A 26,291-nucleotide genomic window follows, 5' to 3' on the forward strand; every position below is an offset into this window, starting at 1 on the left:
TCAAAAGCGCTCTTCCACGTGCCCGCCAATGATGGCTCTGGCGGCAAACATCCGGCAGAAAGGCTGATTCCTCGGGCTTTTTACGAAGAATGGCGGGGGAATTTTCGCGTCATCACCGCAGGAGTGCGACGCCGCTGATGAGCCTCAACCCGCCCATTCCCTGCGCGCGCATTCCGGCCCTGCACCGGGAGCGCTTGTGAAAGGCGCGCTTTTTCTATATGGACCGCAGCGAAATGCGCCAGTTTGCCCTTTATGCAACTGGCGCTTCCTGTTTCCCGCATGATTTGGCCGTTCGCCTCGCTGCCGCTGGACCATGCCCAACGCCCCGGTGCCCATGTCCCTGCGCAATATTGCCATCATCGCTCACGTTGACCACGGTAAGACGACCCTGATCGACGTTCTTCTCAAGCAGTCCGGTTCTTTCCGCGAAAACGAGCGCGTTGAAGAACGCGCCATGGACAGCAACGATATCGAGCGCGAGCGCGGTATCACCATTCTTGCCAAGGTGACCTCGCTCCTTTGGAAAGACACCCGCATCAATATCGTCGATACGCCCGGCCACGCCGACTTCGGTGGTGAAGTCGAGCGCATCCTCTCCATGGTCGATGGCGTGGTCATCCTCGTCGACGCCGCCGAAGGCCCGATGCCGCAGACCAAGTTCGTGCTCGGCAAGGCGCTGGCCCAGGGCCTGCGCCCGATCGTTGCCATCAACAAGATCGACAAGTCCGACGAGCGCCACCTCGAAGTGCTCGAAGAAATCTTCGATCTCTTCATCGCTCTCGATGCGTCGCCAGAACAGCTCGATTTCCCGGTGCTTTATGGTTCGGCCAAGCAGGGCTGGATGGCTATGGAGCCAGAAGGTCCGAAGGAAAATCTTGGGCCGCTCCTCGACAAGGTTATCGAACACGTGCCAGAGCCCAGCGTCGAAGAAGGCGCGTTCCGCATGCTGGTCACGACCATCGAGCGCAACCCGTTCCTCGGCCGCATTCTGACCGGTCGCATCACCTCGGGCACCGTCAAGGCCAACGACCCGATCCACACGCTCAACCGTGAAGGCAAGGAAGTCGAAAAGGGCCGCGTTTCCAAGGTTCTCGCCTTCCGTGGCCTCGAACGCACTCCGGTCGATATCGGCGAAGCCGGCGACATCGTCGCTATTGCCGGTCTTGTCACCTCGACCGTGGCCGATACGCTTTGCGCCACCTCGGTGACGAAGCCCATCGCTGCCAAGCCGATCGATCCCCCGACCCTCTCGGTCACCTTCCGCATCAATGACGGCCCGCTGGCCGGCCGCGAAGGCGACAAGGTGCAGTCCCGCGTTATCCGTGAACGCCTGATGCGCGAAGCCGAAGGCAATGTCGCCATCAAGGTGACCCCGGGCGACGACAACGACAGCTATGACGTTGCCGGCCGCGGCGAACTTCAGCTCGCAGTTCTCATCGAAAACATGCGTCGCGAAGGCTTTGAGCTGACCATCGGTCGCCCAAAAGTCCTGATGCAGGATATCGATGGCGTCCGTCACGAGCCGATCGAAGAAGTCATCATCGACGTCGATGACGAGTTCACCGGTGCCGTCGTCCAGAAGCTCACCGAGCGCAAGGGCGAACTGACCGATATGCGTCCGTCTGGCGTTGGCCGTACCCGCATCCAGCTGCTGGTCCCGACCCGTTCGCTGATCGGCTACCAGCCCGAACTTCTGTCGGACACCCGTGGCACGGCGATCTTCAACCGCCTGTTCCACTCTTTCGTCCCGTTCAAGGGCGAACTGCCCGGCCGTCGCACCGGCGTGCTGATCTCGAACGGCACCGGCCAGTCCGTTGCCTTCGCGCTTTGGAACCTCGAAGATCGCGGCCCGATCATGATCGACGCTGGCGTCGACATCTATGAAGGCATGATCGTCGGCGAGCATTCTCGTGAGAACGACCTCGAGGTCAACGCGCTCAAGGGCAAGCAGCTCACCAATATCCGCACAACCTCCAAGGACGAAGCGGTGCGCCTGACGACCCCGAAGAAGCTGACCCTCGAACAGTCGCTCGGCTATATCGCCGAAGACGAATATGTCGAAGTGACGCCCAAATCGATCCGCCTGCGCAAGATCTGGCTCGATCCGAACGATCGCAAGCGCATGAGCCGCGCCTCGAAGTCGGCCTGATTGTTCAAGGGCCCCGCGGAAACGCCGGGGCCCTTTTTTTGCCCCTCACATCCTCTAACTGGCCTGAAACCCAAGGAGATTGCCGCATGACCGATTGGATTATCCAGACCATTTCCGAACTCGGATATTTGGGGATATTCCTCGTCATGCTGGCTGAATCGATCTTTCCGCCGATTCCGTCGGAGCTGATCATTCCCTTTGCCGGCTTTGCCGCCGCCAATGGCGATCTCAACCTTTTCGGCGTGCTGTTCACCGCCACCCTCGGCGCCGTCGTCGGCATGCTCCCCTGGTATTATGCCGGGCGCATTTTCGGGCTCGAGCGGGTCCGAACCCTCGCCGATCGCTTTGGCCGCGTCATGGCCTTCAATGCTGATGAGATCGATGTCGCCGTCAAATGGTTCACCCGCTTTGGGCCCATCATTGTGCTTTTCGGCCGCCTGATCCCCTTGATCCGTACGCTGATTTCCATTCCTGCCGGCCTTTCGCGCATGAGCCTGCCGGTCTTTCTCCTTGCATCCACTACCGGCGCCTTGATCTGGAATACCTTTCTCACCCTCTCGGGCTATATCCTCCACGAACATTACGACGCCATCGAAGTCGTGCTCGATCCCCTGAGCTATATCGTCCTCGGCCTCGTCGTCGTGCTCTACCTCGTCAAGGTCGCGACCTGGAAGCCAAGCCGCGCGCGCGTCTGAATTCGCATTTTGCAAAGCCGCTTCGCAATTTGCGAGGCGCGCCTCCTCGCAAAAAGCCAATATTCATAAGACCTTAATATCTGACCCCGGTTTTGCTGGCCCCGCCATCTGGCACGCTTCGTGCAATAGAGTGGGCATCCGGATCCTCGTACTGCTTACCGGATAGTCAGTCATTTGGGCCCTGCATCGCTTGCCCGGTGCGGGGCTCTGACTTTTTGATCCCTGGTGGTCGCGCTTCCGAGACGGAAAACCGGTACCCACTTTTCCTCGAAGCGCTCCGGTGCCCTTGTGAGTCGATGGCTAACCCACTAGATAAATCGGACCTTTTCTCGCGGAGACGCCAATGCGCGCCGTTCTCGATATCATCCTGATCCTCCTCCAGCTCTATTGGTGGGTCCTGCTCATCATGATCATCATGAGCTGGCTGATTTCGTTCAACGTCATCAATACCCGCAACCAGTTCGTCGAAGCGGTCTGGCGCGTGCTCAATCAGATGACGGACCCGGTGCTCCGGCCAATCCGCCGCATGCTGCCCAATTTCTCGGGCCTCGACCTCTCCCCGCTGGTCGCCTTCCTCCTGATCTTCTTCATCCAGTCGATCATCGGTTACTATATCTATCCCGCCGTGGTTCGTGCCGGCATCTAGCCCCTTTCGCCCGACGCCGGAGGGATTTTTGCTATCTCTCCGCGTCACGCCCAATGCCGGGCGCGACGCCATAGACGGCATAGAACAGCGCGATGATGGCACCGCCGTCCTCCGCCTCCGCGTGTCGGCCGTGCCCGACAAAGGCAAGGCCAACGCCGCCGTCCTGGCGCTCCTCGCCAAATCCCTCAGCATTCCCAAATCCAGCCTCACCCTGGTCAGCGGCGAACTTTCGCGCTTCAAGACCGTGCATGTGGTCGGGGACATCGACATTCTGGTCTCGCGCCTCAGCACTCTCGGATAGGGCCCAGAAGCGCCCGCGACAAACCGTCACACTTTCCAATTGCTTAACTCCCCAATCGCGCTAAGCTGACCCTTGGGAGGAGGTCCGCCGGAGGGCGGTTGCGGACCGGACACGGGGCAAAGCAAAATCCCCAAAAGAGCTGGCCAAGGCCGCGGCGGGTCTCGAATCTTATCATTCGAGGAACGTGTTTCATGGATCTGGCACTTTGGCTGATCGTCGCCTGCGGCGGTCTGTCTATCGTTTATGGCGTCGTCACCACCCAAAGCCTTCTCAAGGCTGATGCGGGCTCGGCGCGTATGCAGGAAATCTCCGCCGCCGTGCGCGAAGGCGCTTCGGCCTATCTCAAACGCCAATATACCACCATCGCCATTGTCGGCGTGGTCATCCTGATTGCCGCCTGGCTCCTGCTCGGCGTCCATGCTGCCATCGGCTTTCTGATCGGTGCCGTGCTTTCTGGCGCCGCCGGCTTTATCGGCATGAATGTCTCGGTCCGCGCCAATGTGCGCGTCGCCCAGGCCGCCATTTCCTCGCTCGGCAAGGGGCTCGATCTCGCCTTCAAGTCCGGCGCGGTTACCGGCCTGCTCGTTGCCGGTCTCGGCCTTCTCGGCGTCACGCTCTACTTCATCATCCTCACAGCCATGGGCAATGCGCCCACGAGCCGCGTGGTCATCGATTCCCTCGTCGCTCTCTCCTTCGGGGCTTCGCTGATTTCCATCTTCGCCCGTCTTGGCGGTGGCATCTTCACCAAGGGTGCAGACGTCGGCGGCGATATGGTGGGCAAGGTCGAAGCCGGCATTCCCGAGGACGATCCGCGCAACCCGGCCACCATCGCCGACAATGTGGGTGACAATGTCGGCGATTGCGCCGGCATGGCCGCCGATCTCTTCGAAACCTATGTGGTGACCATCGTCGCCACCATGGTTCTCGCCGCGATCATCCTGCCCGAGGCCCTCAAGCTTACCGGCATGGTGCTGCCCCTCGCCATCAGTGGCGCCTGCGTCATCACCTCGATCATCGGCACCTATTTCGTCAAATTGGGCGCCGACAACAACATCATGGGCGCGCTCTATAAGGGCGTCATCGCCACCGGTGTCTTGTCGCTCGTCGTGCTGTTGCCGGTGCTCTGGCTCCTCTTCGGCGATATGAACCTCTCTATCGAAACGGCGGCAAAAACCTTTACGCCCTGGAGCCTCTTCTGGTGCGGGGTCACCGGCCTCGTCATCACCGGGCTGATCATCGTCATCACCGAATATTACACCGGCACCAATCGGCGCCCGGTCAATTCCATCGCCGAAGCCTCGGTCACCGGCCATGGCACCAATGTCATCCAAGGCCTTGCCGTGTCGCTGGAATCGACGGCCCTTCCGGCCCTCGTCATCATCGCCGGCATTATCGTCACCTTCTCGCTGGCCGGGCTCTTCGGCATCGCGGTGGCCGTCGCCACCATGCTGGCTCTCGCCGGCATCATCGTTGCGCTCGATGCCTTCGGCCCGGTCACGGACAATGCCGGCGGCATCGCCGAAATGGCCGGTCTCGACAAGGAAGTGCGCCACAATACCGACGCGCTCGATGCGGTCGGCAACACCACCAAGGCCGTCACCAAGGGCTATGCCATCGGTTCGGCAGGCCTCGGCGCCCTCGTGCTCTTTGCTGCCTATACCCAGGACCTGATCTATTTCTCGTCCCTACCCGATGCACCGGCCATCTTTGCCGGCATGGGCACGCTCACCTTCTCGCTGGCCGATCCCTATGTCGTCGTCGGCCTCCTCTTCGGTGGTCTCCTGCCATTCCTTTTCGGGGGCATGTCGATGACCGCGGTGGGCCGCGCTGCCCAATCGGTCGTCGTCGAAGTGCGCCGCCAGTTCAAGGAAAAGCCGGGCATCATGGCCGGCACCGACAAGCCCGATTATGGCCGCGCCGTCGATATGCTCACCAAAGCCGCGATACGGGAAATGATCGTCCCCTCGCTCCTGCCGGTGCTCTCGCCGATCCTCGTCTTCGTCATCATCAACTGGATAGCCGGCCCCGCCGCTGGCTTCTCAGCCCTCGGCGCCATGCTCATGGGTGTGATCGTAACCGGCCTCTTCGTTGCCATCTCAATGACCGCCGGCGGCGGCGCCTGGGACAATGCCAAGAAGAGTTTTGAGGACGGTTTTACGGATTCCCACGGTGTCAAGCACTTCAAAGGCTCAGACGCCCACAAAGCCTCCGTGACCGGCGACACTGTTGGGGATCCCTACAAGGACACAGCCGGCCCGGCCGTCAATCCGATGATCAAGATCACGAATATCGTGGCACTGCTGCTGTTGGCCGTGCTGGCGCATATGGGCTGACCAGACGTAGTCTCGACTGAATTGAAGAAGGCTCGGGAGCAATCCCGGGCCTTTTTCTCTGTCGGCTTATGCACTGCAACTCATCCGCTCCCGAGATGTCATCCCGGCGAAAGCCGGGACCCATCTTGAGATTTGAGGATGGGCCCCGGATCAAGTCCGGGGTGACAATCAGCGTAGGAATGCGCCAATGAAGCAGAAGTGTAAAAGGCGCAGGATCGACGTCTGACTGTTGCTGATTCTAGCAAGTCAATTCGACCGCGCTAGTGTCCTTATTATTCCCACTATTCACAAAGTTCACAGCGGATATCCCCGCTAAACTTCGTCCGTTCTTGTGCTGTAATGAGAATCAGAGGACGAATGAAAAGGGCGACGGATTGCCGTCCATCGCCCTAGTACGAAACCCGCCAGAACGGGAGTTCGAGTACACCTGAACGTCTCCCTTTTGCGTTCAGCCGTCAACCGTTCTGGCTCCCAGATTGGAGCTATTATGTCTGACTACCAAGTGACGTGCATAATTCCCGATGGTCAGGATGTTGATCGTCGAATCGATAGTATCGGTGGAACTGCCGGTGGCGGATGGAAACTGAAACTGGACGACGCAATTCAGCACATCAAGAGTGGTACCCACCGGTTCTGGACTGTAGCTGACGGCGAGTCTGTCTGGATTGTGGTGGCCGTGCGTCACGGCAAAAAATATCTGAAAACAACTGCTGATGGATTGGAGCCAAACAATCTATTAGCTCTGCCAACCTGCGCCTAATCATTGTGGCTGGGCCCAAGGCTCAGCTACTTATCCCCGCCCCCTCCATCCCGTTCTAAAATCCAAGCCATTCCCCGCATGGGACGGAGTCGAGACGGACGGCTGCGGGGATGCTGATCGCGCGGGACCGTAACCGCGTGGGTTCTGGGATTGGCCGCCACGCGACGAGCGATCAAAGTGGCGCTGTGAATCCTGTCCAAAAAGTCAGCGCCCCGAGGCGGTTTCGTCTCATTTTTTTCAATCACTCAGGGGCGCAGGCGCCTCGGGGCCCGTTCCAAATGCATAAACCTGCCGCGGCGACGCGGGCAGGGCAGGGGCGTTGACTATTAGGCTGTTGGGCGCTGAGTTAGTCACGCGCTCCGTTTACACCCTCCCCTTGATGGGGAGGGGTGACGGCACGCGCGAAGTCCGTGGCTCACTCACCCCCTCCCGGCCTCCCCCATCTAGGGGGAGGTGTCGAGCTGGTGGTTGGGGCAAATCTGGGAGTTTTCGCAGTCCAATGTTCCAAGAAGCCCCAAAAACTAAGAGGCTTTGGCGATCTCCACCGCAGTGTGCAGCAAATCCAGCAGGTCTTCGCCGGAAACCGGAGGCGAGAACAGATAGCCCTGCACTTCGGAGACGCCGTGGGCGCGGACGAGACTGAGTTGCTCTTCGGTTTCGACGCCCTCGGCGGTGGTCGACATCCCGAGCGATTGGCCGAGGCCAATGACGGCGCGGATGATGGCCTGGCTATCGGCGCGGCTCGCGAGATCGCGCATGAAGGAGCGGTCGATCTTGATCTTGTCGAAGGGAAAACTGCGCAGATACGAGAGCGATGAATAGCCGGTGCCAAAGTCGTCCATGCAGATGCGGACGCCCATGGCGCGCAATTCGTGGAGCGCCTTGAGCGTCGATTCGCTATCGCCGAGGAGCAGGCTTTCAGTGATCTCGAGTTCGAGCCGGGCGGGATCGAGCTTGGCCCCCGTCAGCGCGCGGCGCACCTGGGCCACGAGATCACGCTGGCGGAATTGTACCGGCGAGAGATTGACGGCGACGCGCACATGGCCCGGCCAGGTCGCAGCGGCGGCGCAGGCTTCGTTGAGCACCCATTGGCCGATGGCGGCGATCAGCCCCGTTTCCTCGGCCACGGGAATGAATTCGGTCGGCGAAACGGTGCGCCCCTCAAAATCCCAGCGCAGCAGCGCCTCGACGCAGGTGATCTGGTTTTCGCGCAGGCCCAGGAGCGGCTGGTAGACGAGACGGAATTCGTCGCGTCCAAGCGCCATGCGCAGGCCAGCCTCGATCAGGCGGCGCTGCTGCAGTTCGGCATCCATGCCGGCTTCGAAGAAATGATAGGTCGAGCGGCCTTCGCTCTTGGCTTTATAGAGCGCGAGGTCGGCATTCTTGACCAGCGTATCGGTATCGAGACCGTCGCCCGGGCCCACGGCAATGCCGACACTGGCACCGATTTCGATCTGCTGGCCCTTGATGTTCATGGGCGCGCCCATGGCCTTGATGATGCGATCGGCCACCCGGGCCGCCGCATCGGCGCTGTCGATCGGCTGCAGCAGCAGCGCAAATTCATCCCCGCCGAGCCGGGCGAGCAGATCGCTCTCTCGCGTCGTTCCCCAGAGCCGCACGGCTGCCTGCTTGATCACCTCGTCGCCCACGGCATGGCCGAGCGTGTCGTTGACGGCTTTGAAGTGGTCGAGATCGATATAGAGCACGGCCGCCATTTCGCCGCGCTGCAGGCCCGCTTCGGTGCGCGCCATCTGCTCCAAAAATTCGATGCGGTTGGGCAGGTCGGTCAGGGCATCGTGCCGCGCCAGATGGTGGATGCGCGCTTCGTTCTGCCGCTGCTCGGTAATGTCTTCATGGGTCGAAACCCAGCCGCCATCCTTCATTGGATGGTGCTGCATCAGGATGATGCGGTTGTTCAGTTCGTGGATGTTCTTGCCATATTCGTTCTTGGCAATCACTTCGCGGCGCCAGGTGATGTAATCCTCGCGGCTACCGCTGCCGCCCGCGCTCATGCCTTCGTCGAACAGGTGCCCAAGAATGACTTCGAGCTGCGTGCCGGGGCGCAGGTAACTGATCGGCAGATTGTAGATGCGGGCATAGGGCTCGTTGCAGATCACCAGGCGCCCTTTGGCGTCCATCATGCACAGCCCGATGGGAATGTTATTCACGGCCGCATCGAGCCGGATATTCTGGCGCTCGAGTTCGAGCTTGCGCTTCTGCACCGTTTCGGACTGGAGGAGTTCGTCAGTGATGTCTTCGTGGGTCACTACCCAACCGAGATTCTCGGTATAGACATGGGCGGTTTCGACGATCCGCCCGCCATGCACTTCTTCATGGTTCTTGCTGCGCGCGCCGCTGCGATTGGCCAGAAGCTCGCTCGAATAGCTCTCGTAAAAGGCGTCGGGGCTCTGGCCGGGATGGTTGCCCAGCTTATGGGAGAGGTGAACCACCTCTTCGAGCGTCATGCCTTTCTGGATGGCATTTGCCGAAAAGCCGTAGAATTCGCGATAGTGCTTGTTCCACATGACAAGGCGGAATTGCGGCGACCAGACGCAAAAGCCATAGGGGATGTTTTCAAGCGCAGCATCGAGCAGCAAGGCGTCGGCAACGGCCGCTGCATTGATGTCCACACCCACCATCGAGTCCCCCACTCACGGCCCAAACATGACGTTTTGGTGAAGCTAATCATCGCCGCTTAACGCGGACTTAAATCGATGACACGAAGACTTTTTGGGCCCTCATATGTTCAGACTGTTCTAAGCCGCGTCAAGGCCGGAACTGCTGGCGGGTCTTTAAGGAGTGCGGCAATGCGCGCCGCGCCGTCCTCGGGCGTCAATGCGCCCATGTCGAGCCGCAGGTCATAGTCCCGGCCTTCATGCACGGCCCTCTGCCAGCGAAGCACGGGTGGCGTTGGGGTTTCTCCACCTAGATAGGTCCCGCCGATCGAATTGGGCGCAGCATTGCGCCGGCGCATGATTTCTTCGATTGGACAGTCGATGCCGATGAAAAGCGGGTGCAGGGCCCCAAGTCTTCGGGCCGCCCGAGGCAAGATGCCGAGCGGGGTCGAATAATCCTCGTGCATGCCGAGATCGGCTACGATGTCGAACCCAGCGTCTGCCGAGGTGCCAATGCTGTCGAAGAGGAGTTGATAGAGCCGCACGACAGTGGGCTCGAGGTCGGGCCGTTCGCCCCCTGGCCTGAGGCCAATGCCGGGCAAGAGATGGGGCGGCAGGCTCGCCATCTGGCTATCGACGCCCAGATTAAGCCAGGTGCCCGGCACATCTTTCTGGATCGCCCGGACCAGCGAGGACTTCCCCGAGCGCGGCGCGCCGTTGAGAATGACGATTTTTGGGATGCGATCGCTCATGGCATGGTTCTAGCCGATATTGCTCCAGCGTGCAGCCTGATATCCGATGCCGTTCGGCCGAGGCTGTTCAGCCACTCGCGTTAGTGCGATAGGGAAAGCAGGAAAAACCGAGCGCGCCATGCCCAGCTTCGTCCCCGATCTCTCCGTGATTTTGACCTTCGCCCTTGCGGGTTTCGTTCTTGCGGTAACGCCGGGACCAGATATGGCGCTTTTCGTGTCACGGACGATGAACTTTGGCCGCGCCCACGGCTTTGCCGCCGTCCTTGGCACCAGCACGGGCATTGCGGTCCACACCGCCCTCGTCGCCTTCGGCATTTCGGTGCTGATCGTCGCTGCGCCTGCCGCCTTCTGGGCGCTGAAAATCGTCGGCGCGCTCTATCTCGTCTGGCTCGCTATACAGGCCATTCGCTCGGGCGGTGGCCTCCTCGTCCCCAAGGCTGGCGGCAAAACTCCGAGCCTGATCCAGAGCTATTTTACCGGCCTTGCCATCAATCTCACCAATCCCAAGGTGGCGCTGTTTTTCGTAACCTTCCTGCCGCAGTTCATCTCGGCAGATGATCCAGCGGCGGCGAGTAAGCTCCTCTTCCTCGGCGTTGAATTCATCGTTGTCTCGCTGCCGGTGGTCATCGCCACAGTGCTCTTTGCCGAATGGCTGACGCGGACGCTGCGCGACAATATCTGGGTGTCGCGGGCGCTCAACTGGAGCTTTGCCACCGTGTTCCTAGCCTTCGCCGCCACCATACTCCTCGCCGAGGGCCGCAAGTGAATTACCGCCACGTCTTTCACGCCGGCAATTTTGCCGATGTGGTCAAGCACATCATCCTTACCCGCATCCTGACCTATTTGATGCGCAAGGATGCGCCGTTTCGCGTCATCGACACCCATGCCGGGGTCGGGCTCTATGACCTCAGAGGTCCGGCTGCGGCCAAGACCGGCGAATGGGTCGATGGCATTGGCCGACTGATGGGCCGCAAACTGCCCGATGACGCCAGCGCGCTTCTCGCGCCCTATCTCGACGCGATCCGCGCCCAGAATGCCGATGGCAATCTGCGGTTCTATCCCGGCTCCCCGCTGATCACGCGCACACTGCTCCGTCCGCAAGACCGGCTGATGGCGCTCGAACTGCATCCACAGGATGTCGATATCCTGCGCGAAAATTTTGCGGGCGATTTTCAGGTCCGCGTCACCCATGTCGATGGCTGGCAGGCACTCGGTACGCATCTGCCGCCCAAGGAAAAGCGCGGCCTCGTTCTCATCGATCCTCCCTTCGAAGAGCGCGGCGAGTTCGCCCGCATGGTCGAAAGCCTGATCAAGGCGCACAAGCGCTGGCCCGGCGGGCTTTACGCGCTCTGGTACCCGATCAAGGACCCAGAGGATGTCGCCGATTTCGTCGATATGCTCGCGGAATCAGGCATTCCGAAAATCCTGCGGCTCGAGTTGAAAATCCGCGCCGCCTCCCTGCCGCCGCGTCTTCACGGCACAGGCATGATCATCGTCAACCCACCCTTCGTGCTCGAAGAGGAAATGCGGGTGCTCATGCCGCTCTTGGCCGAAGTGCTCAGCGACGAGCAGCGTGCAAGCTGGAAAGTGGATTGGATCACTGGCGAATAAAGGACACTATGGCGCCATAAGAGCGTTTAGAGCCGCGCCTTTTCGAGCGCCGGCATCACTTCGCGCTCAATCGATTCCGCGCTCAGCGGTCCGACATGCTTGAAAACGATGGTGCCGTTCCTGTCGACGATGAATGTCTCCGGCACGCCATAGACACCCCAATCGATCGATACGCGCCGGTCGCGATCCGCTCCTATGGCGTCATAGGGATTGCCCAGCTCAGCCAGAAACGCCCGGGCATTCTCGGGCGCATCGGAATGATTGATGCCGAAGAGCCGCACGCCGGTTTCGGCCTTGAGCGCTTCGAGCAGCGGATGCTCGTCGCGGCAGGGAATGCACCAGGACGCGAAAACATTGACCACGGTCGGCTCGCCCTTGAGCGCAGCCGTGTCGAAGCCGGGCACGGTCATGCCCTCAACGGGTGCCAAAGCGAAATCGGGCGCTGGCTTATCGATCAGCACCGAGCGCACGAGGTTCGGATCGCGATCCATCGACATGGCGAAAACGCCGATCAGCCCGACGAGCAGCAGGAGAGGCACGGCGAAGAGAAATTTTCTCATGTCTTAAGCGTCCGCCCTGGTGTCGCCGAGCTCGGCAAGCCGGCGCTTGGTGGCGCGGGCGAAAAAAACCGTCCACCCGATCAGCGCAGAGACGCCCAAGAACACCCCGATATAGGCCGAGATGATGAATTCGGCATGTTCGCCAAGACCGATCATCGTGCTTCTCCCCGAGCAGCGCGGCGTTCGAGCGTCGCGATGCGGCGACGGCGCACCTCGGTATGCATGGCGGTCAATTGCAGGGTGATGAAGAGGAAGGTGAAGGCAAAGAACATAATAAAGAGCGGGGTCAGGATCGAACCCGGCATGGTCGGGCCATCGGGCCGGAAGACGCTCGCCGGCTGGTGCAGGGTGCTCCACCAATCGACCGAGAATTTGATGATCGGAATATTGACCGCGCCCACCAGGGTGAAAACGGCAACCACGCGGGCGGCGCGCAGCTGATCGTCGAAGGCGCGCCAGAGCGCCACGATGCCGAGATAGATGAAGAGCAGCACGAGGGTAGACGTCATGCGCCCGTCCCATTCCCAGAACGTGCCCCAGGTGGGGCGGCCCCAGAGCGAGCCGGTAAAAAGCGCCATGGCGGTAAAGGCGGCCCCAAGTGGCGCCGCGGTTTTCATCGACACATCGGCCATGGGATGGCGCCAGACCAGCGACCCGATCGCCGAGACGGCCATGGTGGCATAGACGAACTGGCTGAGCCAGGCGGTCGGCACATGCACATACATGATGCGCACCGTGTCGCCCATTTGATAGTCGGCCGGAGAATTGAAGAAGGCGAACCAGAGCCCGGCAACGAAAAGCAGCGCCGTCAGTGCCGCAAGCGGCAGGATGAGTGGCTTGGTCAGGATGACGAATTGGCCGGGATGGGCCAACCGGTTCCACCACGCCATCTTGGGAGTCGTATCGATGCTCATGCTTTACCGGGGCTCTCTGGTAACCCAGCCTGTCTAGTCTTCGCCCCAATCTATCGCAAGGGCGGCGGCAAAGGGAGAGAGGGCCACGATCATGAGACTGAGTGCCGCAAGGAGGAGGGTCGCCACCCCGGTCTGGCCCGGCCCGCCGCTCGCGGAAATGGCGCCGACCCCGAAGATCAGCACCGGCACGGAGAGCGGGGCGATGAGGATGGGCGCGATCAGCCCGCCATGCCGCGTCGCCACGGTCAGCGCGGCGCCAAGGGCGCCGAAACCGGCCAAGGCTGGAGTGCCGATCAGCAGCGACAGCAGCGTGCGCCAGAAGGTGGGAAGATCCATCGACAGCAGCAGCGCCAGAATGGGCGAGGCCAGAATGAGAGGCAAAGCGGCGGTCAGCCAATGGGCAATCACTTTTGCGGCAACGACGGCGGCAAGCGGCATATCGGCCAGGCGATAAAGCCCCAGCGTGCCGTCCGCCCGATCCGGCCCAAAAAGCTTTTCGAGCCCCATCAACATAGCGAGGAACGCCGCGATCCAGACGATCCCCGGCGCAATCCCTGCCAGTAGCACCTTGTCCGGCCCGACGGCAAAGGGCACGATGGCGCCCACGATGACGAAAAACAGCACCAGCGTCAGCATCTCGCCGCCACCACGAAGGCTCAGGCTCAACTCGCGCCGCAGGACTGAAACAAAGCCACTCATACCCTGCCTCCAAGATCGAGGACGGCGAGGTTTTCAACGGCAATGGCATCATGGCTGGCGATGACGGCCAGGCCGCCGCTCGCGAGGTGCTCGGTAATCAGCCCAGCCAAAAGCTTCTGCCCATCTGCATCGAGCGCCGAAGTCGGCTCATCAAGCAGCCAGACCGGCCGCGCCGAAACCAGCAACCGCGCCAGTGCCAGACGCCTTTGCTGCCCCGCTGAAAGATAGCCCGCATCGGATTTCGCCTGCCGTCCCAGCCCCACGCGCTCCAGCGCCTCAACCGGCGTCAGCGCCGCACTGCCGTTGATAGCCTGCCAAAATTGCAAGCTCTCGATGACGGTGAGCCTTGGCCGAATAGCATTCTTGTGCCCGCAATGGTGAAAGGCCGGCCCAAAATCCTCGTCATAGCCTTCGAGCGTCACCGTCCCGCTTAGCGCTGGAAGTAGCCCCGCGAGCGTAAAAAGCAGCGTCGATTTTCCCGCGCCATTGGGCCCGCGCAGCAAAAGCCCCGTTCCTGCCGGCACGGACAGGGAAAGATCCTGCGCCAAAATAGTCTCGCCGCGACCCACGCTCAGCGCGAAAGTCTTAAGGCAGAGTGAGGGCTGGACTTGCCGTTGCGTCATGGCCCCATCTGGTATTGAAGCGAAGGTAAGACTGGCAAGCAGTTTTCTGATTGATTATAAGCCGACGAGATTAGAGTCATTCCAGCAAAGAGCGGCTAGGACCGGCGGCCCCCATTGCAGCCGGACAGCACGTTTCAGCAGCAAAGGGCGGAGCACGTGGCCTCACTAGACAGCTTCAAGTCGAAGTCGACCCTCACGGTCGGTGGCAAGACCTACACCTATTATTCCATTGCCGAAGCCGAAAAGAACGGTTTGAAGGGCGTTTCCAAGCTCCCCGGCTCGATGAAGGTGGTGCTCGAAAACCTCCTCCGCTTTGAAGACAACCGGACGGTGAAGAAGGAAGACATCCTCGCTATCGCCGAATGGCTCGTCAGCCGCACGTCCGAATACGAAATCCAGTATCGCCCGGCCCGCGTCCTCATGCAGGACTTTACCGGCGTTCCCGCCGTCGTCGATCTCGCCGCCATGCGCGACGCGACCGCCAAGCTCGGCGCCAATCCGCAGAAGATCAATCCGCTTGTGCCCGTCGATCTCGTCATCGACCACTCGGTCATGGTCGACAATTTCGGCACCCCGCTCGCCTTCGAGCAGAATGTCGAGCTCGAATATGAGCGCAATGGCGAACGCTACGAGTTCCTGCGTTGGGGCCAGTCGGCCTTCGACAATTTCCGTGTCGTTCCTCCCGGCACCGGCATCTGCCACCAGGTGAACCTCGAATATCTGGCCCAGACCGTCTGGACCAAGGACGAAGACGGCGAAACCGTCGCCTATCCCGATACGCTCGTCGGCACCGACTCGCACACGACCATGGTCAACGGCATGGCCGTTCTCGGCTGGGGCGTCGGCGGCATCGAAGCTGAAGCGGCCATGCTCGGCCAGCCGATCACCATGCTGATCCCCGAAGTCGTCGGCTTCAAGCTGACCGGCAAGATCAACGAAGGCATCACCGCGACCGACCTCGTGCTGACGGTCACCGAAATGCTGCGCAAGAAGGGCGTCGTCGGCAAGTTCGTCGAATTCTATGGCCCAGGCCTTGATTACCTCAGCCTCGAAGACCAGGCGACCATCGCCAATATGGCCCCCGAATATGGCGCGACCTGCGGCTATTTCCCGGTCGATGCCGATACGCTCAAATTCCTCTCGACGACCGGCCGCGATGCCGATCGCGTCGCGCTCGTCGAAGCCTATTCCAAGGCTCAGGGCATGTTCCGCACGACGGAAACCGAGGACCCGACCTTCACCTCGACCCTCGAACTCGACCTCTCGACGGTCGTGCCATCCCTTTCCGGTCCGAAGCGTCCGCAGGATCGTGTCGCCCTCAAGGACGTGACCCCCTCCTTCGCCAAGGCCCTGCCGGATCTGGCTGCCGGTCGTGGTGATGTCGCTCCGGGCGCGCAGTTCCCGGTCAAGGGTGAAGATTTCGAAGTCGGCGACGGCTCGGTCGTCATCGCCGCCATCACCTCGTGCACCAATACGTCCAACCCATCGGTTCTCGTCGCTGCCGGTCTCGTTGCCCGCAAGGCACGCGCCCTTGGCCTCAATTCCAAGCCATGGGTCAAGACTTCGCTCGCCCCCGGCTCGCAGGTCGTCACCGATTACCTGACCGCCGCTGGCCTCCAGGCTGATCTTGATGCCATCGGCTTCAATCTCGTCGGTTATGGCTGCACCACCTGCATCGGCAATTCCGGTCCCCTTCCCCAGCCGATTTCCGACACGATCAACGAAAACAAGCTCGTTGCCGCTTCGGTCCTCTCGGGCAACCGCAATTTCGAAGGCCGTGTGAACCCCGACGTGCGCGCCAATTACCTCGCGTCCCCGCCGCTGGTCGTTGCCTATGCGCTCCTCGGCACGCTCAATGTCGATATCACCACCGAACCGCTCGGCACCGGCTCGAACGGCCAGCCGGTCTATCTCAAGGATATCTGGCCCTCCAACCACGAGATCGCCGAGATCGTCCGCCAGCACGTCAATGCCGACATGTTCCGCAAGCGCTATTCGGACGTGTTCAAGGGCGACGAGCATTGGCAGGGCATTGCTGTCGAAGGCAGCGAGACCTATGGCTGGAACGGCTCCTCGACCTATGTGCAGAACCCGCCATATTTCGAAGAACTGACCATGGAGCCCAAGCCCGTCACCGACGTGGTCTCGGCCCGCGTGCTCGCGCTCTTCCTTGACTCGATCACCACCGACCACATCTCTCCGGCCGGTTCGTTCAAGTCGGGCACTCCAGCGGGCAAGTATCTGATCGAACGCCAGGTTGCGCCCAAGGACTTCAACTCCTATGGCGCCCGTCGCGGCAATCATGAAGTCATGATGCGCGGCACCTTTGCCAATATCCGCATCAAGAACATGATGCTCGATGGCGTCGAAGGCGGTTACACCAAGGGTCCGGATGGCTCGCAGATGGCCATCTACGACGCCGCCATGGCCTATCAGGCGAAGAACACCCCGCTCGTGATCTTTGCCGGCAAGGAATACGGCACCGGCTCCTCGCGTGACTGGGCCGCCAAGGGCACCAACCTTCTCGGCGTCAAGGCTGTCATTGCGCAGAGCTTCGAGCGTATCCACCGCTCGAACCTCGTCGGCATGGGCGTCATCCCGCTGCAGTTCAAGGATGGCGAAAGCTGGCAGACCCTCGGCCTTGATGGCACCGAAACCGTCGATATCGCCGGCGTCGAAACTATCGAGCCGCGCGCCACGGTCACCGTCAAGATCACCCGTGCCGATGGTTCGGTGCTCAATGTCGAAACCCGTTGCCGTATCGATACCGCCAACGAGCTCGATTATTTCAAGAATGGCGGCATCCTGCATTACGTGCTGCGCAGCCTCGTCGCCGCGTAAAGCACGGGTACGACACGGTTTCAAATGGCGGCCCGCAAGGCCGCCATTTACTTTTGGGCCAAGAATCTCTGCCGTCTCACCCGGTTTTGACTAGGCAGGCTTGATCGCCTCAGCCTACAACCTTGCCCATGATCGCTCGTCCCCTTTCAGGCCTTCTCCTGGCCCTCGTCGCCCATGTCGTTTTTTCCAGCTCCGCCATGGCGGAAACGCTGCATATTACGCCCAAGGCGGTTGTCGAGCTTTTCACCAGCCAAGGCTGTTCCTCCTGCCCACCTGCTGATGCCATGCTGACGGCGCTGGCCGATCGCGACGATGTCGTCGCGCTCGCCTATCACGTCGATTATTGGGATTATGTCGGCTGGAAGGACACGTTTGCGCAGGAAGCGTTTTCCGATCGCCAGCGGGCCTATGCCAAAAGCTGGGGCTCCTCGCGCATCTATACGCCGCAAATGGTCGTCAATGGCGCCAAGGCCGTCGTTGGCTCGCGTCGGCATGATGTGCAGCAGGCCGTCGAGCGCGCCTCGCTGCCGCTGGCCGTGGATCTGACCCTCAGCGGCGATATGCTCAAGGTCGTCGTGCCGCCCAAGGCCGATCTCTCCGATGCCGTCGTCTGGCTCGTGACCTTCAAGAACCGCGCCGACGTCAAGATCGAGACCGGGGACAATGCCGGCAAGTCCATGGTCTATACGCAGGTCGTTACCGGCCGCCAGGTTCTGGGCATGTGGGAAAGCGAAAGCGGCGCGGAACTTAAAATCCCGCTTGGCGAAGTTTTAGGTGACGCCAATACCGGCATCGCCATCGTCGTGCAGCAGGAGCGTGGCGGTATGCCGGGCTCCATCCTCGCTGCCGCCGCTTACGAGCCCTGATCCCAGAAGACACCGGCACAAAAAGAAACGCCTGCTCCGGGGGCATGGAGCAGGCGTGACTGACAGGTCAGTTAAGGAGGCTGGCAACCGAACGTCTTAGTTTGGGGGCTCGGTCGGTCCGATTGCCAGCCGCTGGAGGCAATGGTTGAAACATGCCGGGCCAATGGGGCGCCACAAAGGACGAATCATGGCTGAAATTGGGTTTTTGAAGCCCCTTGCCATGGCCTGAGATTGTGACAACATGACTACAGCCTGTCTCCTGAAAGTGGGTACCGGTTTCAGGGGGCAGACAGGCGCTAAAGAGAAAGCGAATGCGCACTGAGCGACTTCTTGAGGTCGCGGCGCGCATGAGCGATGACATAACCCCCGGAGGTCCCGTGCAGGGTCGTCAGCCAAATGAAGCCGGCTTGTCGCTGGTGCATGTCGGTGAGCCCGCCAACCAGCCCGCTCGTCCCGTTCAACCCATCGTTGCCTTTGACCGCCGCGAACTGATGCAGATCCTGGCCGTCTATGGCCGCAAGGTCGGGGCAGGGGAGTGGCGCGACTACGCCATGGACTTTTTGAAAGATCGCGCGCTTTTCTCCATCTACGCCCGCGTCTCCGAACGCCCGCTTTATGTGGTCGAGAAAAATCCAAAACTCCGCGCCAAGCAGGGCCAATATTTGATCACCAACCAGCAGGGCCGGATCCTCAAGCGTGGCCATGACCTGAGCCAGGTCTTGCGCGTGCTCGATCCCGATCTCGCCGTGGTTGGATGAGCATAAACATCCGCCGCGCCATACTGGCTGACGTGCCGGCGATGAGCCGCGTCCTTATCGACTCGATCACCGAACTCTGCGTTACCGATCACCGGGACGACGAAAAGGCGCTCGCCGCCTGGACGGCCAACAAGTCCGAAGCGGGTGTTGCGAAAACCGTGGCCAACCCGGACCTACGCGTCTTCGTCGCTGAACTTGACGGCGAGATTGCCGCCGTCGGCGCCGTGGATACCAGCGGCAAGATCGGTCTCAACTACGTCGCCCCCACTGCGCGCTTCCGCGGCGTCAGCAAGGCACTGCTGCATCGGTTGGAGCAGGAACTTCTGGCCCTCGGCTTTGCCGAAGGCAATCTCGAAGCCACGGAAACTGCACGGCGCTTCTATCGCAGCGCCGGCTGGCTCGAAAACGGCCCCCGAGCCACGAGCCGCACCGTCAACGGCTATCCAATGCGGAAGCTTTTAACTGCGTCTGGCTAGCCCCTTACCCCTTAAGCAGCGCCTGAAACAAGCACTCTTTAATCCCGGCTCCACCGTCATTGCCCGGCTTGTCCGGGCAATCCATCCCGCCTCCCCATGGACCACCCGGACGAGCCGGATAGGCGACGGCGGACGCTAATTCATCCGTCGGGTAGGACCAGCCCCAATCCAGACAAATCAGCCGCTGTCATCCCGTCTTCAGACGGGGTGATAATCGCGTCAGAGCGCCTTCTGCAAATGCACGATATCGTGCCAGCGGTCGAATTTGAGACCGACGGATTTGTAGTAGCCCACGCGCTCAAAGCCGAACTTTTCGTGGATAGCGATCGAATTGGCCGTGTCAGCCGTGATCACCGCTAACATCTGCTTGAAACCATGCGCTTTCGATTGCGCCAGCAGTTCGGTCAGCATGGCCTTGCCGAGGCCCTTGCCGGTTTCCGCAGGGTCGAGATAGAGCGAATCTTCGCAGGTAAACCGGTAGGCGGCGCGCGGGCGATAAAAGCTCGCATAGGCATAGCCGAGCACCTTGCTCGCGCCCTCGGCAATGATCACCGGATGCCCCAATTTCAAAAGCCCCGCATATTTTTCTGCGATCGCCTCCTCGCCCGGCGCTTCGGTATCGAAGGTGATGGCGGTGTGGTCGACATAGTGCCGGTAAATACGGGTGATGGCGGGAACGTCGGACCAGGCGAAGGGGCGAAGAGTGAAATCGGACATGAGCGTGCACAAAGAAAAGGACCGCAGCCTTTGTAAGCTGCGGTCCGAATTTTCGTCCAACCATTTTCCTTGATTGTTCGATCAAGGAACCTGCTGATTACTCGCGATTGCCGAAGAGGCGGAGGAGCATCATGAAGAGGTTGATGAAGTCGAGGTAAAGCGACAGGGCACCCATGATGGCATTCTTGGCCATCGCCTCGGCGCCGTAGGCGGACGAGTAGCTTTCCTTGATCTTCTGCGTGTCATAGGCGGTCAGGCCCGTGAAGATCAGCACGCCAACAACCGAGATGATGAATTCCATCATCGAGGACTGCATGAAGATATTGACGATCGAGGCGATGATGATACCGATCAGGCCCATCATCAGGAAGTTGCCCATGCCGGTGAGGTCACGCTTGGTGGTGTAGCCATAAAGGCTCATCGCGCCGAAGGTAGCGGCAGTGATGAAGAACACCTTGGCGATCGACGCATCGGTATAAACGAGGAAGATCGACGACAGCGAGAGCCCCATAACGGCCGCGAAGGCCCAGAAGACGCCCTGTGCCGCTGTCACGCTCAGCTTGTTGATACCAAAGCTCAGCACCAGCACGAAGGCCAGAGGCGCAAGCATCACGACCCACTGCAGCGGGCTGGCATAGAGCAGCGCACCCCACTGGGTGACGAGCTGCCCATTGGCGAGTTCGCCAACGGCGGCGTTGGGATCGGTGGTGATGGCGGCAGCAGCCGCAAAGTAGGCAGCAACGCCGGTGACGACGAGGCCGAGGCCCATGTAATTGTAAACGCGCAGCATGTAGCTGCGTAGGCCCTCGTCGATGGCCGCGGCCGAGCCGGCCCGCGCACCGAGGGTCTGACGGTCATATTCAGCCATTCTCATTCCCTTTCACTTGGAAAATCGCGGTCTCCAAACCGCCGGGGGCAATTGGCACTTGCCACTTGATTGCAAATATGGCGTCGGCCCTTTTGATTTACAAGGCAAAATGCCCGCCTGCGACATCGGGACTGGTTCGATGACCTGATTGTGCTAGGCTCAAGTCGCTTGCCGGACCCTGCATGTAGTGTTTCGGCGAGCCTATCATTGATGTAGTTGCCCGCCAGGGAGACTTGCCATGCCCCGGCTTTTTACCGGCCTCGAGATCCCGCCCGATATCGGCTTTGCGCTCTCGCTCAAGCGTGGTGGCCTCACCGGCGCCCGCTGGATCGATCCCGATAATTATCACATTACGCTGCGCTTTATCGGCGATGTCGATAATCAGACCGCCAATGATGCGGCCGACAATCTCGATTACCTGAGCGAAAGCCTGCGCTTTCCCATTCGCCTCACGCATTTGGGCACGTTTGGCGGCGATAAGCCCCGCGCGCTCTATGCTGGCGTCGAGCCGAGCGAAGCCTTGAGCCGTCTCCAATCTGCCCAGGAACGCATGCTCCAGCGTGCGGGGCTGCCGGCCGAAGGGCGCAAATTCGTGCCTCATGTGACGCTCGCCCGCTTGCGCGGCACGAGTGCCGAAGAGGTCGCGCGCTATATCGCAGAGGCGGGACGGTTCGAGCCGCTGACATTTGCGGTGCCGCGCTTCGTTCTCTTTTCGAGCCGGGATTCGGTGGGCGGCGGGCCCTATGTGGTTGAGCAAACCTATCCCCTCGCAGCATAAATCCGCTCTCCTCACGCAAGCGTTAGCCCTCTTTTAACCCTCTCGGTTCAAAGCGGGGGCGCATGCCCCATCCATGCCAAATTGCCGCCGCGATTACCGATCATTTGAGGCAAAAGCCGCACACAAGCGCCCCGCTTGACGGCTTGGTAACCATGTTTGCGGCATGCTGGGCGGACGCATCCCCCGCAAACTGGCAGCGAAAAGAGGAAGAATTGGCAATGAAGACAAAGACCGGTGGCCTCGCATTTGGGCTCGCGGTAGGTGCATTCGTGACATTTGCAGCCGCCGCCCAGGCGCAGCAGGCCACGGAGCTGGGTACGTTCAATTCATGGACCGCCTGGCAGGCAACCGATGCAAGCGGCCAGATCTGCTATGTTTCGGCGACCCCGAGCAAATCGGAACCTGCGGGCGCCAATCGCGACCCGATCCACTTCATGATCATTCACCGCAAGGGCCTCGGCACGAAGAACGAAGTGCAGACCTTGATCGGCTACCCATTCAATCCGACCAGCGCCAATGCCAGCGTCGCGGTCGATTCCAAATCCTATCCGATGGTCACCGAAGGTTCGGCCGCCTGGCTCGCTTCGACCGGCGACGAGGCAGGTTTTGTGTCCGCCTTCAAGGCTGGCAGCACCATGACGGTGCGCGGCACGAGCCAGCGTGGAACCAATACGGTCGATACCTATTCGCTCTCCGGTGCGACCGCTGCCGTCAATGCCATCGACGCGGCCTGCAAATAATTGGGGCTTTGCCCCAGTCCATCGTTAGACCATAAAGGGGCGCCGGGCTTTTCTGTCCGCTGCCCCAAAATACTGCGAGCTTGTCGAGCATGACCCTCAAGACACGATCCGCCCTTGCAATCGCCCTGGCGCTGGCCGCAGCGGCGCCCGCCATGGCCCAGTCGGCCCGGGTGCTCGGCGATTTCCGGGATTGGTCGAGCTATGCGGCCGATGATGGGTCGGGCACGCTCTGCTTTGCCATGAGCAAGCCCAAGAGCACCGAGCCTGCCGCCGGTGGCGAGGCCTATCTCTACATCACCAATCGTCCCGGCGAAGATGTCGTCAGCGAATTCAACGTCGTTGCCGGCTACACATTCCAGACCGGTTCCGTTGCAACGGTCAGTGTCGGCGGCCAGAGCTTTCCGCTCTTCACGCAGGGCGATGCGGCCTGGCTCGACGATGCCGGCCAATCGGCTGCCCTTGCCGCCGCCATTCGCGCCGGTTCGTCCATGACGGTTGAAGGCACCAATGCCAGCGGCGCCCGCGTCGTGCAGAATTATTCGCTCTCTGGCGCCACTGCCGCGCAGCAGGCTATCGGCGCCGAGTGCTGATCTAGCCTTTGTGGCAAAGCTGCATGGCTTGCACATCCGCATCCCGCGGGCGTGACTTTGTGTTTTGCGTTCCCATATGCTATTGGCGGGCACTTCCCGCACTCCCGACCGTTTTGAGCCGCCATGAGCATTGCGCTGAACCTTGACCATTCGACTGCCATCCGCCCCCAGGCGGCGGCGCGGCCGTCGCTGATCGGCCTCTCCAAGGCGCAGCTCGCCGAAACCCTCGTTGCCAATGACGTGGTTGGCGAGCGCGAAGGCCGCATGCGCGCCAGCCAGCTCTGGAACTGGCTCTATGTCAACGGCGTCACCGATTTCGACCGCATGACCAATGTGGCAAAGCCGGTCCGCCAGAAGCTTGCCGAGACTTTCATTCTAGATCGCCCTGAGATCGTCTCGGAACAGGTCTCGGTAGACGGCACACGAAAGTGGTTGTTCCGCTTCCGCGATCCGCAGAACCCGAACTTCCCGGCTGTCGAAGTCGAAACCGTTTATATCCCTGAATCCGATCGCGGCACGCTCTGCGTCTCCTCGCAGGTTGGCTGCACGCTCACCTGTTCCTTCTGCCATACGGGTACGCAAAAGCTCGTCCGTAACCTGACCGCAGGCGAAGTCCTCGGTCAGATCCTCATGGCCCGCGAGCGCCTTGGCGATTTTCCCGGCGGTTCGCGCCCGGATGACGGCGGCCTCGTCCCAGGCGGGGAAAGCCGCGCCATCACCAATATCGTGATGATGGGCATGGGCGAGCCGCTCTATAATTTCGACAACGTCAAGCAGGCCTTGCTCATCGCATCGGCCGGCGACGGCATGTCGATCTCCAAGCGCCGCATCACGCTCTCGACCTCGGGCGTCGTGCCCTATATCGAGCGCACCGGCAGCGAAATCGACGTCATGCTCGCGATCTCGCTCCACGCCGTGCGCGACGATCTCCGCGACGTCCTGGTGCCGATCAACAAGAAGTGGCCGCTCAAGGACCTTCTCGAGGCCTGCCGCAATTATCCCGGCCTTTCCAATGCCCGCCGCATCACCTTTGAATATGTGATGCTCGATGGCATCAACGATAGCGATGCCGAAGCCAAGGAACTGGTGCGCCTCCTTGCCGGCATTCCTGCCAAGATCAACCTGATCCCCTTCAATCCCTGGCCGGGCTCGAATTATGGCACTTCACCCTCGAGTCGCATCGAGCGCTTTGCCGATATCGTCAATCGCGCCGGCTATGCCTCGCCGGTCCGCACTCCGCGCGGCCGCGATATCTTTGCGGCTTGCGGCCAATTGAAGAGCGAGAGCGAACGGCTTTCCAAGAAAGACCGGGACGCCCTCGCCGGCGTCTGATGAAACCTTCGGCCCGGCGGGTCGAGGCGGCCATTGCCGCGGTCGAAGCGCTGGCTGCCGCGCGGCGGCCTTCCATTTGCCCGCTCTGCGATCGGCCCATTCCGGCTGAAGCCAAGTCGAGCCGGCATCACCTGACGCCGCGCCTCAAGGGTGGCACGCATATGGGCACGGTGCGTCTCCACCAGATTTGCCATAGCGCCATTCATGCCCGGTTTTCCGAAACCGAGCTGGCCAAGCGCCTCGCCGATATCGAGAGCCTCAAATCGGACCCCGAGATTTCAGCTTTCATCGCGTGGGTCCGGACCAAGCCACCGACCTTTCATGCCCCGACCCGCATGACGCGGGACCGGCGCGACAAGGCTAAAAGTCGCTCGTCAAACCCTTGATCTCCCAGTCGCCATAGCGACCGGGCTCCAACCCGCCGCGGCCGCCCTTTTCCTTGGGTGCCATCGCCGTTGCCGCGTCGATCTCGGCGCGGCGAGCCTTGGCTTCCTCGAGCGCGCGTTGCGCCTCGGGCGTCAGCACCTTCGGGGCCTCGGGGATCGGGTTCTCGGTTTCGGTGTCTTCGGTCATTTTGGGGTCCACATTACAAAGTGGTCATGCGCTTGCAGGGAACGCTTTGGCACACAACATAATTGCCTGAAGACACCAACCCAAGGGGTTTCGATGTTCAACGCCTTCCGCACTTTTGTTCTCGTTGCGGCCATGACCGCCTTGTTCATGGTGGTCGGCTATTTCATCGGCGGCACGTCCGGCATGATGATCGCCTTTGCCTTTGCGGCGGCGACCAACATCTTTGCCTATTGGAATTCGGACAAGCTTGTCCTCCGCATGCAGAACGCCGTGCCCGTGGCGCAAAGCCAGGCGCCCGAACTCTATGACATGGTCGATACGCTCTCGAAGCGAGCCGGCATCCCGACGCCCGCCGTCTATGTCATCCAGTCCGACCAGCCCAATGCCTTTGCGACGGGCCGCGACCCGCAGAATGCGGCGGTTGCCGTCTCCTCCGGCCTTCTGCGCCAGCTCGAGCCGCGCGAAGTTGCGGGGGTCGTCGCCCACGAACTCGCCCATATCCGCTCGCGCGATACGCTGACCATGACGATCACGGCGACCCTTGCCGGTGCCATTTCAGCGCTCGCCCAGTTCGGCCTCTTCTTTGGTGGCGGCAATAATCGCAATAATCCGCTCGGCGGCATCGGTTCGCTGCTGATGGTGTTTCTCGCTCCGCTCGCCGCAATGATGGTACAAATGGCCGTCAGCCGGACGCGCGAATATGAGGCGGACAAGGATGGCGCCGAGATCTCGGGGGACCCGTTGGCCCTCGCTTCCGCGCTCAACAAGATCGCGGTCCTTGCCGGGCGTCAGGTCAATGTCGCAGCCGAGCGCAATCCGGCCATGGCCCATATGTATATCATCAACCCGCTTTCGGGCGCCCGGATGGACAATCTCTTTTCCACCCACCCTGACACTGGCAATCGCATCGCGGCGCTGCAAAAGCTTGCAGGCGAGATGCGCGTGGACGATAAGGGCCGTGGACCCGCCCCGCGTCCGCAGACGGTTTCGGCCGGTCGCGATACCGGCGGTGGCTGGCGAGTGCCAAGTGCCGGTCGCGGCGAAGACGATAGCGGCGTGCGCGGTCCCTGGGGATGAGACGCACCGGAAGGTGA

At 61.1% G+C, this 26,291-nt stretch carries 28 protein-coding genes; 18 read left to right on the forward strand and 10 right to left on the reverse strand.

Features of this window, described 5'->3' with window-relative positions:
• Positions 1-334 precede the first annotated feature (334 nt).
• The 6 genes from typA (at position 335) to ASE94_RS20670 (ending at position 6,884) form a co-directional block, all read left to right on the forward strand.
• Complete coding sequence (gene typA / locus ASE94_RS11945; RefSeq protein ID WP_062630700.1) at positions 335-2,149, forward strand: translational GTPase TypA; 1,815 nt, start codon at positions 335-337, stop codon at positions 2,147-2,149.
• 86 nt (positions 2,150-2,235) lie between these two features.
• Positions 2,236-2,844, forward strand: coding sequence for a DedA family protein (locus ASE94_RS11950; RefSeq protein WP_061908440.1), 609 nt, complete (start codon positions 2,236-2,238; stop codon positions 2,842-2,844).
• Between the two features lie 343 nt (positions 2,845-3,187).
• Entirely contained in the window at positions 3,188-3,490 is a 303-nt protein-coding gene (locus tag ASE94_RS11955) for a YggT family protein (RefSeq protein WP_061908439.1), read from the forward strand.
• Between the two features lie 28 nt (positions 3,491-3,518).
• Positions 3,519-3,791, forward strand: a complete 273-nt coding sequence (locus ASE94_RS11960) for a DUF167 family protein (protein WP_062630587.1) — start codon at positions 3,519-3,521, stop codon at positions 3,789-3,791.
• 191 nt (positions 3,792-3,982) lie between these two features.
• On the forward strand, positions 3,983-6,124 hold the full coding sequence (locus tag ASE94_RS11965) for a sodium-translocating pyrophosphatase (protein WP_062630588.1): 2,142 nt from the start codon (positions 3,983-3,985) through the stop codon (positions 6,122-6,124).
• 487 nt (positions 6,125-6,611) lie between these two features.
• The gene (locus ASE94_RS20670; RefSeq protein WP_082461185.1) at positions 6,612-6,884 is read left to right on the forward strand and encodes a DUF3892 domain-containing protein; all 273 of its coding nucleotides are present in this window, start codon (positions 6,612-6,614) and stop codon (positions 6,882-6,884) included.
• 521 nt (positions 6,885-7,405) lie between these two features.
• Here the strand turns inward: ASE94_RS20670 and ASE94_RS11970 are convergent.
• The gene (locus ASE94_RS11970) at positions 7,406-9,523 is read right to left on the reverse strand and encodes an EAL domain-containing protein (RefSeq protein ID WP_062630589.1); all 2,118 of its coding nucleotides are present in this window, start codon (positions 9,521-9,523) and stop codon (positions 7,406-7,408) included.
• Positions 9,524-9,630: 107 nt separating this feature from the next.
• The gene (locus ASE94_RS11975) at positions 9,631-10,251 is read right to left on the reverse strand and encodes a chloramphenicol phosphotransferase (protein ID WP_156352124.1); all 621 of its coding nucleotides are present in this window, start codon (positions 10,249-10,251) and stop codon (positions 9,631-9,633) included.
• 118 nt (positions 10,252-10,369) lie between these two features.
• Here ASE94_RS11975 and ASE94_RS11980 point away from each other — a divergent pair, with 118 nt between their 5' ends.
• A complete protein-coding gene (locus ASE94_RS11980; protein ID WP_061908433.1) occupies positions 10,370-11,017 on the forward strand; it encodes a LysE family translocator in 648 nt (215 codons plus the stop codon).
• Positions 11,014-11,862 (forward strand): 23S rRNA (adenine(2030)-N(6))-methyltransferase RlmJ, encoded by an 849-nt coding sequence (locus ASE94_RS11985; protein WP_062630590.1) that lies wholly within the window; start codon positions 11,014-11,016, stop codon positions 11,860-11,862. The genes ASE94_RS11980 and ASE94_RS11985 overlap by 4 nt, the downstream gene beginning before the upstream one ends.
• Positions 11,863-11,888: 26 nt before the next feature.
• Here the strand turns inward: ASE94_RS11985 and ASE94_RS11990 are convergent, their stop codons facing one another.
• The 5 genes from ASE94_RS11990 to ccmA are packed head-to-tail and all read right to left on the reverse strand — an operon-like array spanning position 11,889 to position 14,658.
• Positions 11,889-12,422, reverse strand: a complete 534-nt coding sequence (locus ASE94_RS11990; RefSeq protein WP_062630591.1) for a DsbE family thiol:disulfide interchange protein — start codon at positions 12,420-12,422, stop codon at positions 11,889-11,891.
• Positions 12,423-12,425: 3 nt separating this feature from the next.
• Positions 12,426-12,578 (reverse strand): heme exporter protein CcmD, encoded by a 153-nt coding sequence (gene ccmD / locus ASE94_RS20675; protein ID WP_082461186.1) that lies wholly within the window; start codon positions 12,576-12,578, stop codon positions 12,426-12,428.
• Entirely contained in the window at positions 12,575-13,336 is a 762-nt protein-coding gene (locus tag ASE94_RS11995) for a heme ABC transporter permease (protein ID WP_062630592.1), read from the reverse strand. Before ASE94_RS11995 ends, ccmD begins: the two co-directional genes overlap by 4 nt.
• Before the next feature lie 33 nt (positions 13,337-13,369).
• Positions 13,370-14,035: a heme exporter protein CcmB gene (gene ccmB, locus ASE94_RS12000; protein ID WP_062630593.1), complete on the reverse strand. Its 666-nt coding sequence runs from the start codon at positions 14,033-14,035 to the stop codon at positions 13,370-13,372.
• On the reverse strand, positions 14,032-14,658 hold the full coding sequence (gene ccmA, locus ASE94_RS12005; RefSeq protein WP_061908429.1) for a heme ABC exporter ATP-binding protein CcmA: 627 nt from the start codon (positions 14,656-14,658) through the stop codon (positions 14,032-14,034). The genes ccmB and ccmA overlap by 4 nt, the downstream gene beginning before the upstream one ends.
• 156 nt (positions 14,659-14,814) lie before the next feature.
• Here ccmA and acnA point away from each other — a divergent pair, with 156 nt between their 5' ends.
• The 4 genes from acnA to ASE94_RS12025 all read left to right on the forward strand — a co-directional run bounded on the left by acnA (position 14,815) and on the right by ASE94_RS12025 (position 19,599).
• Positions 14,815-17,499: an aconitate hydratase AcnA gene (gene acnA, locus ASE94_RS12010; protein WP_062630594.1), complete on the forward strand. Its 2,685-nt coding sequence runs from the start codon at positions 14,815-14,817 to the stop codon at positions 17,497-17,499.
• Positions 17,500-17,627: 128 nt separating this feature from the next.
• Complete coding sequence (locus tag ASE94_RS12015) at positions 17,628-18,365, forward strand: DUF1223 domain-containing protein (RefSeq protein WP_062630595.1); 738 nt, start codon at positions 17,628-17,630, stop codon at positions 18,363-18,365.
• A 311-nt stretch (positions 18,366-18,676) separates the two neighbouring features.
• On the forward strand, positions 18,677-19,123 hold the full coding sequence (locus ASE94_RS12020) for a DUF2794 domain-containing protein (protein ID WP_244484030.1): 447 nt from the start codon (positions 18,677-18,679) through the stop codon (positions 19,121-19,123).
• Complete coding sequence (locus ASE94_RS12025; RefSeq protein WP_062630596.1) at positions 19,120-19,599, forward strand: GNAT family N-acetyltransferase; 480 nt, start codon at positions 19,120-19,122, stop codon at positions 19,597-19,599. Before ASE94_RS12020 ends, ASE94_RS12025 begins: the two co-directional genes overlap by 4 nt.
• A gap of 219 nt (positions 19,600-19,818) precedes the next feature.
• On the opposite strand, the gene ASE94_RS12030 is transcribed toward ASE94_RS12025, so the two are convergent.
• Both ASE94_RS12030 and ASE94_RS12035 read right to left on the reverse strand, forming a co-directional pair.
• The gene (locus tag ASE94_RS12030; protein WP_062630597.1) at positions 19,819-20,316 is read right to left on the reverse strand and encodes a GNAT family N-acetyltransferase; all 498 of its coding nucleotides are present in this window, start codon (positions 20,314-20,316) and stop codon (positions 19,819-19,821) included.
• A gap of 97 nt (positions 20,317-20,413) precedes the next feature.
• Positions 20,414-21,184 carry a Bax inhibitor-1/YccA family protein gene (locus ASE94_RS12035; RefSeq protein ID WP_062630598.1) on the reverse strand — a complete coding sequence of 257 codons (771 nt, stop codon included), beginning with the start codon at positions 21,182-21,184 and terminating at the stop codon, positions 20,414-20,416.
• A 238-nt stretch (positions 21,185-21,422) separates the two neighbouring features.
• Here ASE94_RS12035 and thpR point away from each other — a divergent pair, with 238 nt between their 5' ends.
• The 5 genes from thpR to ASE94_RS12060 all read left to right on the forward strand — a co-directional run bounded on the left by thpR (position 21,423) and on the right by ASE94_RS12060 (position 25,010).
• Positions 21,423-21,962: an RNA 2',3'-cyclic phosphodiesterase gene (gene thpR, locus ASE94_RS12040; RefSeq protein ID WP_061908423.1), complete on the forward strand. Its 540-nt coding sequence runs from the start codon at positions 21,423-21,425 to the stop codon at positions 21,960-21,962.
• 218 nt (positions 21,963-22,180) lie between these two features.
• Positions 22,181-22,702, forward strand: a complete 522-nt coding sequence (locus ASE94_RS12045) for an invasion associated locus B family protein (RefSeq protein ID WP_062630599.1) — start codon at positions 22,181-22,183, stop codon at positions 22,700-22,702.
• An 89-nt stretch (positions 22,703-22,791) separates the two neighbouring features.
• Positions 22,792-23,292 carry an invasion associated locus B family protein gene (locus ASE94_RS12050; protein WP_156352125.1) on the forward strand — a complete coding sequence of 167 codons (501 nt, stop codon included), beginning with the start codon at positions 22,792-22,794 and terminating at the stop codon, positions 23,290-23,292.
• 123 nt (positions 23,293-23,415) lie between these two features.
• Entirely contained in the window at positions 23,416-24,624 is a 1,209-nt protein-coding gene (gene rlmN, locus ASE94_RS12055) for a 23S rRNA (adenine(2503)-C(2))-methyltransferase RlmN (protein WP_156352126.1), read from the forward strand.
• Positions 24,624-25,010, forward strand: a complete 387-nt coding sequence (locus ASE94_RS12060) for an HNH endonuclease (RefSeq protein ID WP_244484031.1) — start codon at positions 24,624-24,626, stop codon at positions 25,008-25,010. Before rlmN ends, ASE94_RS12060 begins: the two co-directional genes overlap by 1 nt.
• Here the strand turns inward: ASE94_RS12060 and ASE94_RS12065 are convergent.
• The gene (locus ASE94_RS12065; protein ID WP_062630601.1) at positions 24,985-25,197 is read right to left on the reverse strand and encodes a DUF1674 domain-containing protein; all 213 of its coding nucleotides are present in this window, start codon (positions 25,195-25,197) and stop codon (positions 24,985-24,987) included. The two genes, ASE94_RS12060 and ASE94_RS12065, sit on opposite strands and share 26 nt — an antisense overlap.
• Positions 25,198-25,290: 93 nt before the next feature.
• Between ASE94_RS12065 and htpX the strand changes: the two genes are divergently transcribed.
• A complete protein-coding gene (gene htpX / locus ASE94_RS12070; protein ID WP_062630602.1) occupies positions 25,291-26,274 on the forward strand; it encodes a zinc metalloprotease HtpX in 984 nt (327 codons plus the stop codon).
• The last annotated feature ends 17 nt before the right edge of the window (positions 26,275-26,291 follow it).

This window comes from Devosia sp. Leaf64 (assembly GCF_001421945.1).
Lineage (GTDB): Bacteria > Pseudomonadota > Alphaproteobacteria > Rhizobiales > Devosiaceae > Devosia.